The sequence below is a fragment of the Comamonas sp. JUb58 genome, assembly GCF_004364775.1.
GTDB lineage: Bacteria > Pseudomonadota > Gammaproteobacteria > Burkholderiales > Burkholderiaceae_C > Comamonas.
This window is the reverse complement of sequence record NZ_SOAL01000004.1, coordinates 32,629-51,125: the sequence shown is the minus strand read 5'-3', so window position 1 is coordinate 51,125 and position 18,497 is coordinate 32,629. Positions and strand designations below refer to the sequence as shown.

Annotated in this window: 14 protein-coding genes; 7 read left to right on the top strand and 7 right to left on the bottom strand. The window is 64.3% G+C overall.

Annotated features, from left to right (window positions below; translation table 11 throughout):
* Positions 1–235: 235 nt before the first annotated feature.
* The gene (locus tag EDF71_RS05185) at positions 236–658 is read left to right on the top strand and encodes a thioesterase family protein (RefSeq protein ID WP_133855551.1); all 423 of its coding nucleotides are present in this window, start codon (positions 236–238) and stop codon (positions 656–658) included.
* A gap of 212 nt (positions 659–870) precedes the next feature.
* Here EDF71_RS05185 and EDF71_RS05180 read toward each other — a convergent pair whose 3' ends face one another.
* Both EDF71_RS05180 and EDF71_RS05175 read right to left on the bottom strand, forming a co-directional pair.
* The gene (locus EDF71_RS05180; RefSeq protein WP_133855550.1) at positions 871–3,312 is read right to left on the bottom strand and encodes a membrane-bound PQQ-dependent dehydrogenase, glucose/quinate/shikimate family; all 2,442 of its coding nucleotides are present in this window, start codon (positions 3,310–3,312) and stop codon (positions 871–873) included.
* 341 nt (positions 3,313–3,653) lie between these two features.
* Positions 3,654–4,013: a hypothetical protein gene (locus EDF71_RS05175; protein ID WP_133855549.1), complete on the bottom strand. Its 360-nt coding sequence runs from the start codon at positions 4,011–4,013 to the stop codon at positions 3,654–3,656.
* Between the two features lie 245 nt (positions 4,014–4,258).
* Here EDF71_RS05175 and EDF71_RS05170 point away from each other — a divergent pair, with 245 nt between their 5' ends.
* Positions 4,259–5,422, top strand: a complete 1,164-nt coding sequence (locus EDF71_RS05170; RefSeq protein ID WP_133855548.1) for a saccharopine dehydrogenase C-terminal domain-containing protein — start codon at positions 4,259–4,261, stop codon at positions 5,420–5,422.
* A 500-nt stretch (positions 5,423–5,922) separates the two neighbouring features.
* On the top strand, positions 5,923–6,960 hold the full coding sequence (locus tag EDF71_RS05165; RefSeq protein WP_133855547.1) for a TRAP transporter substrate-binding protein: 1,038 nt from the start codon (positions 5,923–5,925) through the stop codon (positions 6,958–6,960).
* A 113-nt stretch (positions 6,961–7,073) separates the two neighbouring features.
* Here EDF71_RS05165 and EDF71_RS05160 read toward each other — a convergent pair whose 3' ends face one another.
* Together EDF71_RS05160 and EDF71_RS05155 are read right to left on the bottom strand one after the other, a co-directional pair.
* Positions 7,074–8,927 (bottom strand): long-chain fatty acid--CoA ligase, encoded by a 1,854-nt coding sequence (locus EDF71_RS05160; RefSeq protein WP_133855546.1) that lies wholly within the window; start codon positions 8,925–8,927, stop codon positions 7,074–7,076.
* Between the two features lie 224 nt (positions 8,928–9,151).
* Complete coding sequence (locus tag EDF71_RS05155; RefSeq protein WP_133855545.1) at positions 9,152–9,709, bottom strand: DUF2007 domain-containing protein; 558 nt, start codon at positions 9,707–9,709, stop codon at positions 9,152–9,154.
* 226 nt (positions 9,710–9,935) lie between these two features.
* On the opposite strand from EDF71_RS05155, the gene EDF71_RS05150 reads away from it, so the two are divergent.
* From EDF71_RS05150 to EDF71_RS05140, 3 genes are all read left to right on the top strand, one after another.
* Entirely contained in the window at positions 9,936–10,820 is an 885-nt protein-coding gene (locus tag EDF71_RS05150) for a fumarylacetoacetate hydrolase (protein WP_133855544.1), read from the top strand.
* Positions 10,821–11,224: 404 nt separating this feature from the next.
* Positions 11,225–12,139, top strand: coding sequence for an alpha/beta hydrolase (locus EDF71_RS05145; protein ID WP_133855723.1), 915 nt, complete (start codon positions 11,225–11,227; stop codon positions 12,137–12,139).
* Positions 12,140–12,198: 59 nt separating this feature from the next.
* Complete coding sequence (locus EDF71_RS05140) at positions 12,199–13,107, top strand: YbgC/FadM family acyl-CoA thioesterase (protein ID WP_133855543.1); 909 nt, start codon at positions 12,199–12,201, stop codon at positions 13,105–13,107.
* A gap of 306 nt (positions 13,108–13,413) precedes the next feature.
* Here EDF71_RS05140 and EDF71_RS05135 read toward each other — a convergent pair whose 3' ends face one another.
* The gene (locus EDF71_RS05135; RefSeq protein WP_133855542.1) at positions 13,414–14,334 is read right to left on the bottom strand and encodes a folate-binding protein YgfZ; all 921 of its coding nucleotides are present in this window, start codon (positions 14,332–14,334) and stop codon (positions 13,414–13,416) included.
* A 46-nt stretch (positions 14,335–14,380) separates the two neighbouring features.
* Between EDF71_RS05135 and mltG the strand changes: the two genes are divergently transcribed.
* Positions 14,381–15,370 (top strand): endolytic transglycosylase MltG, encoded by a 990-nt coding sequence (mltG, locus tag EDF71_RS05130; RefSeq protein WP_279586276.1) that lies wholly within the window; start codon positions 14,381–14,383, stop codon positions 15,368–15,370.
* A gap of 75 nt (positions 15,371–15,445) precedes the next feature.
* On the opposite strand, the gene EDF71_RS05125 is transcribed toward mltG, so the two are convergent.
* Positions 15,446–17,416 carry a diguanylate cyclase gene (locus EDF71_RS05125; RefSeq protein ID WP_166656451.1) on the bottom strand — a complete coding sequence of 657 codons (1,971 nt, stop codon included), beginning with the start codon at positions 17,414–17,416 and terminating at the stop codon, positions 15,446–15,448.
* 237 nt (positions 17,417–17,653) lie between these two features.
* Positions 17,654–18,406, bottom strand: coding sequence for a sulfite exporter TauE/SafE family protein (locus EDF71_RS05120; protein WP_133855540.1), 753 nt, complete (start codon positions 18,404–18,406; stop codon positions 17,654–17,656).
* Positions 18,407–18,497: the final 91 nt, after the last annotated feature.

Below are 18,497 nucleotides of genomic sequence, written 5' to 3'. Positions count from 1 at the left end.
GTACAAATTCTTTTCAAGCGATTGGCAGGCATGTGGCAGATCTGTGTCTGGGTTGCATGCAGTGCCATGGATTTTATGAGGATGTTGCAGTGCGGTAACCGCCCTGATCCTAGGGTTAGCCCTAGATTTAGGTGCTTCTCCGCTCTGATTTCTGAGACAGGGGCTTTGTGCCTGTGAAAGTCGGCGACAAGGGGCTGTCGCCGGCGTTCATGGGCGCACCGTAAGATGCGAGTCTATGAAAATCTTGCTGCCTGACCACAAACGCTGGGTTCATGACTCGCTGATGGATGTTCGCTGGGGGGATATGGACAGTCTGGGCCATGTCAACAACACCGTCTATTTTCGCTACATGGAAAGCGCGCGGGTGGAGTGGTTGCGCTCGACGCGCGACACGCCCCATGGCGCGGGCCAAGGCCCGGTGGTGGTGAACTGCTTTTGCAACTACCTGCGGCAGATCGAGTACCCGGCCCAGCTGGTCGTCAAGATGTATGTCAGCGATGCGGCACGCACGGCCTTCGAGACCTGGTACCACATCGAAAAGCAGGGTGCGCCCGGCGAGGTCTACGCCAGCGGTGGCGCTACCGTGCTGTGGGTGGATTTTGCGCGCCAGAAGGCGGTGGATCTGCCCGACTGGATGCGTGGCATGGTGGAAGGCTGATAACACCGGATTCTGCTGCGGTTGGCTGATTTACTATGCAATTTTGCGATGCATTGTTGCTATGCAATGTATAGCAAATCAAAATCTGTGGCAGTTTTGGGGTTGGTCGGCGCTCGGGCCGCATGCCCTGCATCCCGCGCAGGCATGAAAAAGCCCGGTGAAGGCCTTCCCTGGCGGGAAGTCTTGCACCGGGCGGCTGAGGCCGAAGCGGATCAGCGGCGTGGCAGCGCGTAGGCGATCACATAGTCGCCACGGTCAGGCGAGTTGCGTGCACCGCCTGCCGAGACCAGCACAAACTGCTGGCCCGTCACCGGCGACTGGTAGCTGATGGGCGTGCCCTGGCTGCCCACGGGCAGACGTGCTTTCCACACTTCCTGGCCGGTGCCGGTTTCATAGGCGCGCAGGTAGTAATCCTGCGTGGCGGCGATAAAGACCAGGCCGCCTTGCGTGGCCATCGTGCCACCAATGGTGGGCATGCCAATGGGGATGGGCAGGCCCATCTTGATGCCGAAGGGGCCCGTGTCCTTGACGGTGCCGACCGGCACTTGCCAGGCGATCTGCTGGGTCTTCAGGTCCACGGCGGTCAGTGTGCCAAAAGGCGGCTTCTGGCAAGGGATCTCCAGCGGCGACATGAAACGCACCTTGGCGTTGATCGCATAAGGCGTGCCATCCAGCGGCACGGGCTTGGTGATCGCAGCGGCTTCGTTGCCATCGGACTTGGCGCCGGCATCGGCCGGGTCGGCCTTGATCAGCTGCACTTCCAGGCCCACGCGCATGTCGTTGATGAACAGGTAGTTGTTGGTCGGGTCGACCGAGATGCCACCCCAGTTCATGCCACCCAGCGAGCCGGGCAGGTTCAAGGATGCATCGGTGCCCGGCGGCGTGAACAGGCCGGTGTAGCGCTTGGACTTGAACTTCAGGCGGCAGAGCAGCTGGTCAAACGGCGTTGCACCCCACATGTCGGATTCGCGCATGTCGTCAGCGCCGATATTGGGCATGCCGACCGAGAAGGGCTGGGTGGGCGAGTAGGTCTCGCCCTCGATCTTGCCGGCAGGCACGCGGCGCTCTTCCACCTGGGTCAGGGGCTGGCCGGTCGCGCGGTCCAGCACAAAGATCTGGCCGGCCTTGGTGCCGAACACCAGCGCAGGCGTGGTCTTGCCACCAGCGCCGGGGAAGTCCACAAACGAAGGCTGCATCGGCACATCGAAGTCCCAGAGGTCATCGTGCACGGTCTGGTAGACCCATTTTTCCTTACCGGTGCTGGCATCCACGGCCAGCATCGAGGCACCGTACTTGCGGTCCAGCGCAGTGTGCTTCACACCCCAAAGATCCACCGCCGCGCTGCCGACAGGCATGAACACGGTGTTGGACTGCGGGTCGTAGGACATCGGTGCCCAGACGTTGGGGGTCGAGCGCACATAGGTCTTGCCGTCAGCGGGGGCGGCCTGGTCCTCGGGGTTGCCCGGGTCAAAGGCCCAGCGCAGCGCGCCGCTCACCACATCAAAGCCACGCACCACGCCACCAGGCATGTCGGTGCTGACGTTGTCGGCCACGCGGCCACCAATCACGATGGTGGTGCCGGCCAGGGTGGGGGCGGAGGTGGGGTAGTACTCGCCCTTGTCGGCGCCCTTGCCCATGCCGTTGCGCAGGTCCACGCGGCCGTGGGTGCCAAAGTCTTCGCAGAAGGCGCCGGTGTCGGCGTCCAGGGCGATCAGCTCAGGTGCCACGCTGTTCATCAGAATGCGGCGTTGGCAGGCAGCGCCAGGCGCTACGCTCACGGCCTGCACCGGCGTTGCGCCGGCCACCGTGGGCTGGCTCAGCGGCTGGGCGGCATCAAAATAGGCCAGGCCACGGCAGCGCATCCATTTTTTCTGCTTGGCATTGATCTCGGTCTTCCAGAGTTCCTTGCCGGTGGTCGCGTCCAACGCGATCACATTGTTGTGGGGGGTGCAGACAAAGACCTGGTTGCCAATCTGCAGCGGGGTCAGCTGGTCTTCGGCACCGCCGCCGCCAGGGCTCACTGGCACATCACCGGTCTGGTAGCTCCAGGCCACCTGCAGATCCTTGACATTGCTGCGCGTGATCTGGTCCAGCGCCGCAAAGCGGGTGCCGCCTGGCGTGCTGCCATAGTGCGCCCAGTCAGCAGGCGCCTGGCCCTTGGCCACCGGTTGCAGCACGGTCGCATCCGACTTGGCCGACACCGAGGCATGGGGCAGGAACATGCCGCCCACGGTTGCCAGGCAACCCAGCAGCAGCAAGCCGGCGATGGCGATGGAGCCGCTTTTGCCAGCGGCCTGGCCGCGTGCACGGCGCAGCAGCGGGAAGGACAGCGCCACCAGAATGCCGATGCCGGCCAGCAGCAGCAGGCGCGAGACCAGGGGCCAGAAATCCAGGCCCACATCGGCCAGGGCCCAGACTGCCGTTGCCAGCAAGGTCAGGGCATACAGCCAGGCGCCACCGGGGCGCGCGGCGGCAATCAGCAGGCCGGAGAGGACCAGCGCAATACCGCTGATCAGAAAGTACCAACTGCCCTGCAGCGCCACCAGCTGGTAGCCATAGACAGCAAAGAACAGGCCCGAGGCCAGCAGGCACAGGCCCAGAAGAAGCAGCCAGGCCTTGGAAGCCAAGCCGGGTCGCGTGTTATGTTTATCCATTGTCACTATTAAGTTATGCGAATCGCTGCATCGCCGTGGGCGGGCGGATGGCGGGCCTGGGGCCGCAAAGCCCGGCAGACCCATCGCATGGGCTGGAGAGAGGCGCGGCTTGATCTATGTCATGTCCGCGACAGCGCATTATCGGCGCGGAACAATGCCGGGGAAGACGGTGGGTGCAATTTTTGGCGGCAAGCGAGCACACGCCAACACCGCCGCGCAGCACCCGATGCGCTGCTGCAGGCGCTTGTCATCGCTGCGGGGCAGGGCAGTCGCGGACGATCAGTCGTGGACGGCAAGCCGGTTAAGCAGATGCCGTAAACGACGGAACCTGGACTCAGTGATCAGGAGGCGCTGGCCTTGGGCAGCGGCGCCTGCCAGCGCGCAACAAACCAGAAGTAAAAACCGGCCGCGGCAAAGATGGCGGCCATCACGCCCAGCAGCAGCTGCATGTCGGGGTTGTTGGCATAGGGCCCCCAGATCACGCGGCCCAGCAACACGGCTACGACCACCGCCGAAATGACGGCGCAACGCCGGTTGCGTGCCAGCACGCGCTTTTCCGCCTGGGCGATGAACAGCTCGGCATGCTCGCCGCTGAACCCCGAGGCCTCCAGCTTGGCCAACAACTCTTCGCGCGACTTGCCTTTGAGGATGTCGCGTGCCAGCAGAAAACGAAGAACTTTGTTGGATGCGGAGTCGGCCATGGCTTGGATACGGATAACGGAAAAAGGGGATGGAGGAAGTGCGAGCCGCCCATTGTGCCCGCGAGCGCTAAGCCCCTGATTTTTGACACATTAATCTACGGGTTAACCATGATTTTGGTTGATATGTCGTTAAATATTGCCGTAATGGCTAGATAAAATAAATAATATGACGGTTTAATATGTTCATTTTGACATGTGCTGGCTGTAACATTTCTCCATCATTCACCCTGATCAGAGAGCCAACCATGAACGACAAAACCAGCAAAAAGTCGGCACAAGCTGCCCCAGCCACTTCCGCCAAGGCCATCGCCGCAGACAAGAAAGTGACCATCCTGGGCGCCGGCAAAATCGGCTTTGCGATGGCGGTGCTGCTGCAGGCTGCGGGCGGCTACCAGCTGCGCATTGCCGACCAGTCCAAGGCACAGCTCAAGGCGGCTGCGGCGCTGGGCCTGGAGACAGTGCACATCGGCAAGGGCGGTGATCTGCTGCCGGCGGTGCAAGGCCAGTTCGCGGTGCTCAATGCGCTGCCCTTCCATATGGCGATCGAGGTGGCTGGTGTTGCCGCTGCGCATGGCGTGCACTACTTTGACCTGACCGAAGACGTGCAGTCCACCCATGCGATCCGCAAGATCGCCGCCAAGGCCGGCAGCGTGCTGATGCCCCAGTGCGGCCTGGCGCCAGGCTTTATCGGCATTGTCGGCAATGACGTGGCCAAGCATTTCGACAGCCTGCACGACCTGAAGATGCGCGTCGGTGCGCTGCCCCGTTACCCGCAAGGCAGCCTGCGCTACAACCTGACCTGGAGCACCGAGGGCCTGATCAACGAGTACATCAACCCCTGCGAGGCCTTGGTCGATGGCCAGCCGCTGACCGTGCATGCCCTTGAAGGCCTGGAGACCTTTGCGCTCGATGGCATCGAGTACGAAGCCTTCAACACCAGCGGTGGCCTGGGCACCCTGACAGAAACCTGGGCCGGCAAGGCGCGCAATGTGGACTACAAGTCCATCCGCTATCCCGGCCACTGCGCGATCCTGAAGATCCTGCTCAACGAGCTCAAGCTGCGCGACAAGCGCGAGCTGCTCAACGAGATTTTCGACAACGCCATTGCCGCCACGCGCCAGGATGTGATCGTGATCTTTGCCAGCGCCACCGGCTACAAGGGGGAGCGTCTGATGCAGGAGTCCTACTCGGCCCGTATCGTGGGCACCACAGTGGCCGGCCATGCCCTCACCGCCATCCAGCTGACCACCGCTGCCGGCATCTGCTGCGCGCTGGACCTGGTGGCCAGCGGCGTGCTGCCGCAAAAGGGCTTTATTGCGCAAGAGTCGATCCAGCTGGGCGACTTCATGGCCAACCGCTTTGGCCAGTACTACCGCGCGCAGGATCTGAACGCATCGCTGGCCGCCTGAGGGCAGAGCCGCGCCGCTCGCAGCCTGCCCAGCGAGCGGGCGCCAACTCCGCTCCCAGGGGGCGGGATGTGGTGATCCCCAGCGGCTGGCAAGGCTGTGGGGCGCATACATCTATCCGCTAAAAAATGGCTGCTTTCGTCCCGGACAGGGGAGGAAAGCAGCTATTATTTTTGTAGTTTCAGAAAGTATGTGCTGTGACTAAATGCTAGTCATCACCAACTTCTGAGGCCCGCAACAGCTGACTTGTATCAAGCAATGTCTCAGCGGTGATCGATAGCGATTGCATTGTTGCGCAAGCCAAGATAGATTGCGTCGGCGCCTCACACAAGTGGTGACGTTAGTGACCAAATAAATCGAATGGCACGGTTGCTGAATGCATCGCATGGCTCGCCCTGCGCTGCGGGCAGCGTTTTGCTCTTTGTGGGGCTTTTCAGTACACATGCGGCCTGCAGCATCCTTGGGAATGGGAATGCCTGGCTCAGATACCAAGGAATCGTCATATGGCAGATCACAACACCAACAAAACGCTTGCCAGTCCGTCCCGGCGCAAGGCACTGGCCAGCATGGGCCTGGCCGCTGGCTCGGGTCTGGTCTGGTCGCTGCCGAACATCGCCAGAGCGGCTGCCACCCCGCTCAAATGCGCTGGCGCCTATACCGACGCGCTGTTCCACACCCGCAACCTGACGCAATTTGCCCGCGAGGCCAATGGCCTGAGCCAGGGCAGCATGCAAATCGAGGTGGTCACCAATGCCAAGCTGATGCCGATGAACCAGGTGATGCCTGCGCTCAGCAAGGGCGATCTGGCGATCGGCGAGATTTTCATGTCGAACTTCAGCGACCAGTACCCCGCGTTCGCCATCGACTCGCTGCCCTTTATCGTGCGCAGTTTTGACGACGCCAAGCGCCTCTGGGTCGCCACGCGCGAGCCCATTGAAGCACTGCTGAAGAAGCAGGGCATTCGCCTGCTCTACACCGCGCCATGGCCAGGCCAGGGCCTGTTCTCGCGCACGCCGGTGAACAAGCTTGAAGACGTCAAGGGCCAGAAATTCCGCGTCAACAACATCGCCTCCAAGTACATCGCCGAAGTGGCTGGTGCGACCCCGGTCGACACGCCTGCCAACGACCTGGCCAAGGCCATCCAGGCAGGCAAGGTCGATGTCATGCTGACATCGAGTACCACCGGTGTGGACAGCCAGTCCTGGAATGCCATGGGCATCTTCATCGACATGCGCGCCTGGATTCCGAAGAACCTGATCCTGATGAGCGAGAAGAGCTGGTCGGGCCTGTCCGACAGCGCCAAGACCGCGCTGGACACCGCCGCCAAACAGGCCGAGGCACGCGGCTGGCAACTGGCCAAGGATGCCGACGATGCGGCACAGAAGGTGCTGGTCGAGCATGGCACCAAGATCAGCCAGCCGTCCTACGAACTGCGCCGCGCGCTGGACCTGATGGGCGAGAAGTTTGCCCGTGAATGGTCGTCCAAGGCCGGTGTGGACGGTGCAGCCGCCTTGCTGAACTACTACTTCCCCAAGAAGTAAGCCCCCGGAACTTGCCAGCGGGCCTGTACCCCAGGCCGCTGTGCAGCAGAGACCCCAAAAAACCGCCGATGCCTGCAGAGGGCATCGGCGGTTTTTGCATGCTGGTGCGGCGATTACTTGGCGTAGATGTTCGCGATTTCGCTGGCGAACTTCTGCATCAGCTGCGGGCGGCGCAGTTTCAGGGTCGGGGTCATCAGGCCGTTGTCAATGGTCCAGGGCTCGCTGACCAGATAGACCGCGCGCGGCACCGCATACTTGGCCAAGCCCTGGCATTGCGCGGCAATGCGCTCCAGCGTGATCTTGCGCACGGCGCTGGCCTGCAGGCTGACGCTGTTGTCCGGGTCCAGGCCCAGGCTGCTGGCCAGTTGCTTCCATTCTTCGCGGTTGACCACGGCCATACAGGCGATAAAGGGCTGGTGCTCGCCAACGACAAAGCTTTGCTCGAACAGCGGATCGGCGCAGAGCGCCTGCTCGATGTCCGAGGGCGGTACCTTCTCGCCGGTGGCGGTGACGATGATCTCCTTGATGCGGCCCACAATGCGCACCTCGCCATCGACCAGCTCGGCCTGGTCACCGGTGCGCAGCCAGCCGTCATCGGTAAAGGCCAGGCGCGTGTCTTCCGGACGGCCCCAGTAGCCCATCATGATGTTGGGGCCGCGCGCCTGCAGCTCCTTGTTCTCGCCAATGCGCACTTCCATGCCATCGAGCGGCTTGCCCACGGTGGAGGGGTCGTTGTGCTGCAGCGAGTTGGCGGTCAGCACCGGCGAGGTCTCGGTCATGCCAAAGCCCTGCAGCACATTCAGGCCCAGGCCCAAGAAGCTGTGCGATACCACCGAGGGAATGGCCGCGCCGCCTGTCACGGCAATGCGCAGCCGGCCGCCAAACAAATCCAGAATCGGCTGGGCCACCTTCTTTTGCAGCAGCGACCAGGGCAGCCAGCGCGCCCAGCCGCCTTGCGGTGCATCGGTATTGGCCAGGCCATGGGCCTGGCAGTGGCGGGCCCAGCCTTTGGAGACGGCGGCCGCAAACAGCGCGCGCTTGAAGGCCGACTTGGCCAGCTTTTCCTGGATCTTGGCGTAGATACGTTCGTAGATGCGGGGCACGGACACCAGGATGGTCGGGCGGATGCTGAGCATGTCCTCGGCCAGCAGGGCGACCGAGCGGGCATAGACCACGGTGCTGGCGACTGCCATCGGCAGGTAGTAGCCGCAGCTGCGCTCAAAGGTGTGCGACACCGGCAGAAAGGACAGAAAGACATCGTCCTGCGTCGGCACGACCCGGCCCAGCACGGCTTTGACATCGCTCAGCACATTCTGGTGGCTGAGCATCACACCCTTGGGCTTGCCGGTGGTGCCGCTGGTGTAGACGATGGCGGCCATGTCCTGCGCTTCTGGCGCTTGGTGTGCTTGCGCTGGGGTGCTTCCATCGGCCTCGGCCAGCCAATCCTGCAAACGGACCAGGCGCGGCAGGCCTTCGCTGCCGGCCAGTAGCGGGATGGGCGCCTGCTGCGGGTCATCGATCACCACACAGCGCAGCGCGGGCAGTGCTGTGCCGGTGGCCACAATCTGCTCCCAGGTTTCCAGGCGGTTGATGAGCAGCAGCGATGCCCCCGCATCGGCCAGGATAAAGGCGATATTGCCGGGGTTGTCATTGGCATGCAGCGGCACGGTGGCGCAGGCCTGGGCCATGCCCGCCTGGTCGATGCAGATGGCATGCACGCTGTGGGTCAGCAAGGTGGCAATGCGTGCGCCGCGCGCCAACTGCAGGCCCTGCAGCGCCCGGCCCCAGCGGTTGACCTGGGTCTGCATCTCTGCCCAGCTGAACGATTGCCAGGCATTCGTCGCTGTATCAAACCAGCGGTAGGCTTCGCGCTCTGGCGTGTGGGTGCAACGGTAGGCAAACAGTGCCGGCAGGGTGGTCAGGGCGCTGAGCGCAGGGGCCAGGGGCGCTGGAAGTTGGGCGTTCATATCTCTCAGATTCTCCTCGGGTGTCATCATCGCATTGGCGCGGCGCGGTGGCGGCCATTTAGGGGCCAGACTGCGTGCGGGGTTGCTGCGATTTGCAACGAGGCGATTGTCTGCAGCACGCTGTGGCAGGTGCTGAAATTTGAATGCTTGTGTGATTTTTATACCGGGTAGGTATCAATATTTGATACTTTATCTGGAGGCCTGATGCCGGACGAGGCGGTCTTTCAGCGGCTGCCGGATGGTTCCGCGCGCTGGCGTTCACCGTTGTCTGATGCGGCATCCGAGGCCTGCTGTGCCTGCTCGGCTGCACCCGCGCTCGCAGCGGCATCCGGCTGCGGCACGCCACCCAGCAGATAGTGCAGGCACAAGGCCAGCAATGCCGCAGCCCCAGCCCACCAGCAGGGGTACCAGCGCCGGGCATCGCTGTAGGCTTCCTGTTCGCCGTCTCGATCAGCGCTGGCGCGCTCGCGCGGGTCGCAGGCCAGGTCAAAGCGCGGGTCATGGCGGGGCTCAGCCGGCGCCTGCTCGGCCAGGCTGGGGTCGGCCAGGGCCAGTTCGGCATCGTCGATCAGCGGCGCGCGCTCCCATTCTTCCAGCGCGCGGCGGGCCGGCGCCCAATCGGCGTCGTCGACCAGCAGCCGCACCAGGCTGCCAGCGGGCAGTTCGCCAATGGCCCCTTGCAGGTGCTCGCCGCTGACAAAGCTGCTGATGCCGTGCTGGCGCAGCACGTCCTGCAGAACATGGGCTTGCACGGCGCTGGCCGGCTCATAAACAGTGCGCATGTTGGGTCTCCTATTGCAGGTGGATCATGCAAATACTATAGCGTCTGTTGCTTTGTGGCTATGGCGGCATGACCTGCATCAAGCAAAACGGGGTCCGTGGTCGATGCTCCGCGCAAGCTGCGCGCTTTCCCTAGTCAGGCCCTGCAGCGCGGGTGGTATGTTGGTGCCCGGGGCGGTCTACACAACCGCATTCAGAACAGGTTCTTGGAACAGGAGACTTTGGATGATGCACCCCGCTTTGCGTTTTCGTCTCTCCCCGCTCTGGCTGGCCGCTGGTCTGGCTGCCGGCAGTGGCTTGGCCCAGGCCGCTTGCCTGGATGATGCCCAGGTCGCGCAGTGGCTGCAGGCCTATGAGGCCAAGCAGCCCGTGCCCGCAGCCGCTGCGATGACCGAGGCCGATGGCAAGTGCAGCCGCAACAAGCTCAATGCCGCCTGGCTGGCCCAGGGCAAGAAGCCCATTGGCTACAAGGCCGGGCTGACCAGCGCGGCCATGCAAAAGCGCTTTCAGACTGACAAGCCGGTATGGGGCGTGCTGTACGAAGGTGCCTTGCTGCCCAACCGCAGCACGGTGCCTGCCGCCTTTGGCGCGCGGCCCATGTTTGAGGCGGACATGCTGGTGCGCGTCTCCAGCAGTGCGATCAACCGCGCCACCACGCCGCTGCAGGTGCTCAACAACATCGACCGCATCGTTCCCTTTGTCGAGCTGCCCGACCTGGTGGTGGCGAACCCGGCGCAGCTTGATGGCGCGGCCGTGGAAGCGATGAATGTCGGCGCCCGCATGGGCGTGATGGGCAATGCGATGGCCGTGCCGCAGTTCCGGGCCGAGCGCTATGCGCTCCTGAATGCGCTGCAGAGCATGCAGGTCGATGTCACCGACCAGAGCGGCGCGCGGCTGGGCGGTGGGCGCGGCGGTGATCTGATGGGCCAGCCGCTCAATGCCGTGGTCTGGCTGGCCCAGGCCCTCAAGGCCGAAGGGCAGCGGCTCAAGGTGGGCGACTGGATCAGCCTGGGCTCGTACTCGGCGCTGATGCCGCCCCAGCCAGGCCAGCAGATCCGGGTGGACTACAAGGGACTGGATGGTGCGCAGCCGGTGGAGCTGCGCTTCGAATAACTAGCCTGCAGCAGGCTTTGATGAGGGGCTCTGCCAATCGGCAGGGCCTTTTTTACAAGGGATGCTCTGCAAAACCCTCGCCCAGCGGGATGGACGCAGATCGGGATGAGTCGCAAGGCGTCTTTTGCAGTCAATAGCGAGCTATTGACAAGGAAGACAACGCAGCGGATCGCCCGAGACTGCGTTCAGACTACGGCAGGGAGTTTTGCAGAGGATCCCTAGGTGACCGACGCGCCCCATTGTGATTGGCCAATGGCTGATAATCAGCCGGCCCTTTCCCTGAACTGCGCCCCTGCATGCCTGCGGGGCCACGATCTATGTCTGACGTCCCAGCCCGCTCCAAAGCCCATCTCCCCGCCGAACTGCCCATGCCTGCCGATGTGATCGCCGAGCTGACCCCCACGATGCGCAGCGTGGTCGAGCGCATGGCTCGCGCCCAGCACACCCCCATGTGGGAGATGACGGTGGAGCAGGCGCGCCAGGCCTATGGCATCGGCGCCGGGGTGCTGGAGATTGCCAAGCCCGAGCTGGCGCGCGTTGAGGATTTGCACATCCCTGCGCGCGATGGTTTTCAGATATCAGCACGCCTCTATGCGGCCAGCTGGGATCCGCTGCAACCGGTCTTGCTGTTCACCCATGGCGGCGGCTTCACGATCGGCAGTGTGGACACGCATGACACGCTGTGCCGCGAGCTGGCCCACCAAGCGGGATGCATGGTTGTCTCGGTGGACTACCGGCTGGCGCCCGAGCACCGCTTTCCCACCGCCAGCAACGATGCCTGGGATGCCTTGCAGTGGCTGGTGGCCGAAGGCATGTCACTCGGTGCCGATACCGGCCGTGTGGCTGTAGGTGGCGACAGCGCCGGCGGCACCTTGGCGGCGGTCAACGCCATCCTGGCGCGCGATGCCGGTATCGACCTGGCCCTGCAGCTGCTGATCTACCCCGGTTGCGCGGCCCACCAGGACACGCCTTCGCATGCCCGCTACAGCGAGGGCCCGATCCTCACCAAGCCGATGATCAGCTGGATGTTCAGCAACTACCTGCGCTCGCTGGCCGACCGCGAAGACTGGCGTTTTGCGCCCTTGCTGGCGCGGGATCTGCGCGGCCTGGCCCCTGCCAGCATCCACCTGGCGCAATGCGATTCGCTGGTGGACGAGGGCGTCATGTATGCCGAACGCTTGCGCGCTGCCGGCATCGATGTAGAGCTGCACACCTATGCCGGCGTGGCCCATGAGTTTGTGAAAATGGGCCGTGCGCTCAAGGAAGCGCGGGCCTGCCATGCGCAGATGGCCCAGGCGCTGCGCGCCGCGTTTGACTGAGTGCGGCCCTGCAGCCAGCCCCTTTCTTGATTGCCAATTTTTAGAACAGCGACAACACCATGAGCACCTCCCAGACCCTGTTTGCCACCCCCGCCCAAAGCCTGGCTGATTTCCGCTGCCGCAGCCGCCAGCGTGTGCGCTGGTCCGAGGTCGATCTGCAGAAGGTGGTCTTCAACGCCCACTACCTGAGCTATGTGGATATTGCGATGTCCGAGTACTGGCGCCAACTGGCCGTGCCTTATGAAGAGGGCATGCAGCGCCTGGGCGGCGAGCTGTTTCTGCGCGCCTCGCAGCTGGAGTTCCATGCCTCGGCGCGCCTTGACGATGTGATTGATATCGGCCTGCGCGTGGCCAAGCTGGGCAACACCTCGGTGCAGTACGAGGCGGCCATCTACTGTGCGGGCACCTTGCTGGCCACGGCCACCATGGTCTATGTGTTTGCCGACAGCGCGCAGCAGCCCCAGCCATTGCCCGAGGCCTACCGCAGCATGGTGCAGCGCTTTGAAGCGGGCGAAGAGATGGTGGCGTTGAAGACCGGCAGCTGGAATGTGCTGGGCCAGGAGGCGATGCGCCTGCGCATGCAGGTCTTTGTGCGCGAGCAGGGCATTCCTGCCGAGATCGAGGCCGATGCCTTTGATGTGAGCTCGCTGCATGCGGTGGCGCTCAATGGCCTGGGCATGTGCGTGGCCACCGGCCGCATGCTGCCCAGCGCGCAGGAAGAGCACCGCGCCGATGTGATGCGCATTGGCCGCATGGCCGTGGCCAAGCCGCTGCGCGGCGGCAACCTTGGCCGCCAGGTGCTCGATGCCTTGGTCGATGCCGCTGCACGCCAGGGCAAGCGGCAGGTGGAGCTGCATGCGCAGCGCACGGCAGAGAACTTCTACCGCCGCGCCGGCTTCACGGTGGTGGGCGAGCCCTATGAGGAAGCGGGCATCGCCCACATCTCGATGCAGAAAACCCTGCGCTGATCAACGGGGGCCGCAAGCAGCCATCAATGGCGCTATGCAGCGGCCCGATAACTTGGCCAATAAAAAGCCGGGTCTGGTTTCCCAGACCCGGCAAGTGTGATGGTCAAGATGCGCTTGAGTAGTTGTTCCGTCGTGCCCGCAGGGGCTGCCTGGGCGGCTCCTGCTTGCAAAGTCCCGCAATTTTAGCAAATTGCAGCGCAAATGCCATAAAAATTCTGTAACGGCCGCAGAGGTAGTCTTTTTACCTGAGAAATTGTCGTATTTGTGATGAAGCAGACAGTTACTGCTGTCATAGCCGATCACAAATCAGATGTCTTCCTTCAGTGCATAAGGCAGGCTGAGCAGCTGCAAAGCCGCGCCAGTGCTGCTTCCCAGGTGCAAAGGCTCGCTGGCCGCTGCAATCTGCATCGAAACCAGCGCTTCAAAGCCCGATGCGCTGGCGGCCGACTGCACCACGGTGCCCACGGGCTGGCTGTCGTCGCTGGCGGCAAAGACTTCCTGGCCGGGCTGGGGCTGGGTGGCCGAGGCCAGACGGTACATGCGGCGCTTGAGCGTGCCTCGGAACTGGCTGCGAGCCACCACTTCCTGGCCGGGGTAGCAGCCTTTTTTGAAGCTCACGCCATCAACCGATTCAAAGTTCAGCATCTGCGGCACAAAGGCATCGACCACCGGTGTGGTGATCAGCGGCACACCGGCTTGCACCATGGACAGCTGCCAGGCCTCAGCGCTGATCGCGGGGCTGCCCGTGATCTGCGCGGGCAGCGCGCTGCCGGCAGGGGCGGCGAGCAGGGCACGGCTTTCGCCCTCGACGGCATAGAGGCGCACGACGGAGGCATCCTCCAGTGCAACTACTTGCCAGGGCGCCAGGTTGCGCGCTTCGGCGGGCACGGCATCACCGGCTAGGCCCAGCAGTTGCACGGCCTCGGTGGCATCGCTCAGCTTGCACTTGGCGCGCAGCACAAACATCGACAGGCGCTTGAGCGTGGCGGGCAGCACATCGCGGCTGGTGAGCAGCCAGAACTCCTCTGCGCTGCGCTTGATGACGATAAAGCTGGCCTGCATGCGGCCCTTGGCCGACAAAAAGGCGGCCAGCCTGGCCTGGCCGACGGGCAGCAACTGCACATCATGGCTGAGCTGGCCCTGCAAAAAGCTGGCCGCATCGGCGCCCTCGGCGCGGATAACGCCCAAATGCTGGAGCGAAAGGTGTCCCTGGAATGCTTGAGTCATGGGGTGAATTATGATGCTCGCTCCATTGCACTGAGGCGGTAGGGTTGTGAAGCGTTTATTGAAATTGATCGTGGTGGTGATGCTGGCTGCAGCCGGTGCTGGCTATTTCTGGTTGAACCAGCCGCTGGTGCTGGGCAAGGGCGGCACGACGGTGGAGCTGGAGATCGAGCCCGGCACCTCGCCCCGTGCGGTGGCACAGGCTGTGCAGGCCGTGGGCATCGAGGTGAACCCGGATCTGCTGTACTGGTGGTTCCGCTTGTCAGGGCAGGACCGCAAGATCCGCGCCGGCAACTACGAGATACCCGCAGGCACCTCGCCGCGCAGTCTGCTGGCGCGCCTGGTGCGCGGTGAAGACAGCCAGCGCGTGCTGACCATTGTCGAGGGCTGGAACCTGCGCCAGATGCGTGCGGCCATGGCCAAGGAAGAGCATCTGCGCCACGACAGCGCCGCGATGACACCGGAAGAAATCATGGCGGCGCTGGGCCGCCCTGATGTGCCGGCGGAAGGACGCTTTTTCCCCGACACCTATGCCTTCTCCAAGGGCAGCAGCGATCTGGCCTTGATGCGCCGCGCGATGCTGGCAATGGACAAGCGGCTCGAAGCGGTCTGGTCGCTGAACCCCTCAGACAGCCCGCTCAAGACCCCCCAGGACCTGCTGACCCTGGCCAGCATTGTCGAGAAGGAAACCGGCAAGGCCGAGGACCGCGCGATGGTGGCGGGCGTGTTCATCAACCGCCTGCGCATTGGCATGCTGCTGCAGACCGACCCAACTGTGATCTACGGCCTGGGCGAGAAATTTGACGGCAATCTGCGCAAGCGCGATCTGCAGACCGATACGCCCTGGAACACCTATACCCGCGCCGGCCTGCCGCCCACACCGATTGCGATGCCGGGCAAGGCTTCGCTGATGGCCGCCATCCAGCCGGAAAACACCAAGGCGCTGTACTTTGTGGCCAAGGGCGATGGCAGCAGCCATTTCAGCCAGAGCCTGGACGAGCACAACCGCGCGGTGAACACCTATATCCGTGGCAAGTAGTCCGAGGGAATAGCAGAAGGAAGCCAGCCGCAGCGCTGGCTTTTTTTGTTTCTGCGCGCGCAGCAGGCAGGAGCGTTATGGGCTGGCGTTGGCCAGTGCCTCGGTATAGAAGGCATAGCGCCCCCGGCCTTGCTGCTTGGCCTGGTAGAGCGCCATATCGGCCTTGCGCAGCAGGCTGTCCGGGTCTTGCGTGTCGGAGGGCTGGGTCAGCAGCGCAATGCCCACCGACACGCCAATGCTGACCCGCTGGCCCTCGATCTCATAGTCGGCGCTGAGCCGGTCGATCACCCGCTGGGCCAGGCCGGCGGCCGCTTGCGCCGATGAGGCGTTTTGCACAATGCAGAACTCATCGCCGCCCATGCGCACCACCAGGTCGGTGTCGCGCAGCAGCTCCCGCAGGCGCTCGGCCACTGCGCAGAGCAGGGCGTCCCCGGTGGCATGGCCCAGGGTGTCGTTGACCTGCTTGAAACGGTCCAGATCCAGGTAGAGCAAGGCGCCAGCGGTGCCGCCCGGGGTGCAGATCGGCTTTTGCAGCAGGCTGCGGTTGGGCAGGCCGGTCAGGGGATCGTGCAGCGCCAGGTAGGCTACCTCGGCCTGGGCGCGCTTGCGGTCGTCCACGTCTTCGAGCACGCCCAGCCATTCGGCAATGCGTTGCTGCGCATCCAGGATGGCAGCGCCCCGGGCGCGCATCCAGCGCCAGCTGCCGTCCTGGGTGCGCAGGCGCAGCTCCACATCCAAGGTGTGGTTCTGCTCGGCCAAAAGCTGCTGGGCCTGGGTTTGCAACTGCGCGGCATCCTCGGGGTGCACATGGCGCAGCCAGCCCAGCTGCAGCGCTTGCGCATCGGGGGTGCCGCCCAGTGCCTGCCAGCCCACAATGGCCAGCGCGCGGCCCCGGGCATCCAGGCTCCATTGCACCGAGGCGCCGGCATGCGCCAGGGTGCGGGCGCGCTGCTCGCTGGCGGCCAGTGCTGCCAGGGTCGATTCGAGTTGCGCGCGTGACTGCGCCAGGCTCTGGCGCAGCATGTCGAACTCCCGCACCCTGACGACCGGGCCGTCGTCGCTGTTGCTGACGTAGGACGCACCGGTGCGCGCGCTGACCGTCAACTGCCGAATCGGCCGCAGCAGCTGGCGCGAGACCCAGGCGCACAGCAGGCCTGCAATCGCCAGCGCCAACAGGCTGGCGAGAACGATGCGGGTGACGGGCGTTTGCCAGCGGGCATTGAAGGCCTCCAGCGGCTCGCCGGCCACCACCACCCAGCCAGGCGTCTTGGGCAGTTGGTAGAAGCTGAAGATCACCTGGCCGCCATCGGCACGCAGGGCCTCAAAGCTGCCCCGGCTGTCGCCCACGGCCTGCAGCCGGGCCCAGTCAGGCACGGTGCTGCCGATAAAGCGCTCTGCCTGGGCCGAGCGCGCCAGAATCCGGCCCTCGCCATCGGTGATGGCAATCAGCACGCCGTCACTGGTCTGGTTAGGCGCAATGCTCAGCGCCTCGGCCGGCGGCGTGGTCAGCACTAGCACCTGCGGCGATGTTGGGGCCACGCGCACGGCCATGGCCACCGCCGCCTGGCCATCCTGGAAGAAAAGCTGCGAGAAAGCCGGCGCATTGCTGCGCAGCGCCTGATCTGCCAGCGCGCGCTGAATGGGCAGCAGGCTGGGCGCGGTGGACGACGCCATGTCAGCCTGCGGCTGGCCGGGCCGCATCAGCACCAAGCTGCTGGGCGCATGCAGGCCGGTCAAGCGCAGCCAGCGGTCCAAGGCGCGGGGCGATGAAAAGTTGCCATCCGCCGCAAAGGACTGCAGCATGCTGGCGCGGCTGAGCAGGTCCGCCTCGGCCGCATGGCCCAGGTTGCTGGTGATGTCGAGCATGCGGTTGAGGCTGCTGTCGCGGTAGGACTGCGCCACATGCTGCACCGTGTAGATGCCGGCGGCCAGAATGGGCAGCGCAGCCGCCAGCATCAGCAGCACCAGGTAGGTGCTCAGGCTGCGCCCGCCCGCAGCTGCGCCGTCCATGGCATGGCCATTGGACGGCATGGTGGCTGCGGTCAAAAGGGTCAGGGGGCGTCGTGAGGGCATTGGCTGGGGCGGGGCCGGTCCGCTGGCGCAGAGCGAGATGCGCGGGGACACGGGCAGCCTGGGCTGAAGAAGGCCGATAGGATTATCCAGCGCAGGCGGCGCTATTTCTGCGGCAGGCAGCCGCTCTGACAATTGTTATACGATTGGGCCAGCATCGCAGCTGCAGCAGGGGGAGCGCCTGTTGGGCGCTTGTCGGTTATGCGCAACAGCTTAAGCCCAGTTGGAGGCCAGCATGGCCAGGCCGGCCAAGGTCAGCAGGCCCAGCACCACGCGCTTGAAGGCCACATCGCTGATGCGCTCATAGAGCCGCGCGCCCCACAGCGAGGGCAGCACCATGGCCGGCAGCGCCACCGCCAGCTGCGGCAGCATGCGCTGGCTGACCAGGCCCGTGCCCACATAGCTGGCAAAGGTGACGGCCAGCATCGTGAGGTTGAAGTTCTGGATCACCTGGCGCTGGGTATCGCGCGCCATGCCGGTGATCTGGCACCACAAGGTTGGCACGACGCCCGAGAAGCCACCCAGCGCCGCCATGGCGCCCCCGGCCAGCCCGGCCAGGCCATTGGCCAGCGAGCGCCCAGGGCCCTGGCCGAGCGGGCCCGATGCGATGCCACCCAGCCGGTGGGAGAAGGCCATCAGCGGGCAGAAGATGACCAGCAGCGCGCCCAGCACGGTCTTGAACAACTGGGCATCGAGCATGGGCAGCAGCCGCAGGCCCAGCGGCAGGCCACAGAGGCCGCCCAGCAAGAAGGGCCAGAGCATGCGCCAGTCAAAGCCGCGCCGCACCTTGAGTGCCTGGATGATCTGCCCGCACAAACCACCAAACACCGCCAGCACCGCTGCCAGCGAGGGCTCCAGGGTCCAGGCCCAGAGGGCCATGGCGGTCATGCTGTAGCCAAAGCCCGAGAGGCCCTGCACAAAGCCGGCCAGGGCCGCGCCAATGACGATGATGAGAAGGGTGTCCATGCCGAGAAGTCTCCGGGCTCGGGTGCAGTCCCGGGCTGATTTTTGCTGATGGGGCAGGGCCGTAAAAAAGCGACCCGCTGGGGTCGCTTCG

Excerpts from the sequence above, each read along its gene's own strand:
- EDF71_RS05160 (WP_133855546.1), bottom strand. The coding sequence starts at position 8,927 with ATGAACGCCCAACTTCCAGCGCCCCTGGCCCCTGCGCTCAGCGCCCTG.
- EDF71_RS05155 (WP_133855545.1), bottom strand. The coding sequence starts at position 9,709 with ATGCGCACTGTTTATGAGCCGGCCAGCGCCGTGCAAGCCCATGTTCTG.
- EDF71_RS05120 (WP_133855540.1), bottom strand. The coding sequence starts at position 18,406 with ATGGACACCCTTCTCATCATCGTCATTGGCGCGGCCCTGGCCGGCTTT.
- EDF71_RS05145 (WP_133855723.1), top strand. The coding sequence starts at position 11,225 with ATGCGCAGCGTGGTCGAGCGCATGGCTCGCGCCCAGCACACCCCCATG.
- EDF71_RS05180 (WP_133855550.1), bottom strand. The coding sequence starts at position 3,312 with ATGGATAAACATAACACGCGACCCGGCTTGGCTTCCAAGGCCTGGCTG.
- EDF71_RS05135 (WP_133855542.1), bottom strand. The coding sequence starts at position 14,334 with ATGACTCAAGCATTCCAGGGACACCTTTCGCTCCAGCATTTGGGCGTT.
- EDF71_RS05185 (WP_133855551.1), top strand. The coding sequence starts at position 236 with ATGAAAATCTTGCTGCCTGACCACAAACGCTGGGTTCATGACTCGCTG.
- EDF71_RS05140 (WP_133855543.1), top strand. The coding sequence starts at position 12,199 with ATGAGCACCTCCCAGACCCTGTTTGCCACCCCCGCCCAAAGCCTGGCT.
- EDF71_RS05165 (WP_133855547.1), top strand. The coding sequence starts at position 5,923 with ATGGCAGATCACAACACCAACAAAACGCTTGCCAGTCCGTCCCGGCGC.
- EDF71_RS05150 (WP_133855544.1), top strand. The coding sequence starts at position 9,936 with ATGCACCCCGCTTTGCGTTTTCGTCTCTCCCCGCTCTGGCTGGCCGCT.
- EDF71_RS05170 (WP_133855548.1), top strand. The coding sequence starts at position 4,259 with ATGAACGACAAAACCAGCAAAAAGTCGGCACAAGCTGCCCCAGCCACT.
- EDF71_RS05175 (WP_133855549.1), bottom strand. The coding sequence starts at position 4,013 with ATGGCCGACTCCGCATCCAACAAAGTTCTTCGTTTTCTGCTGGCACGC.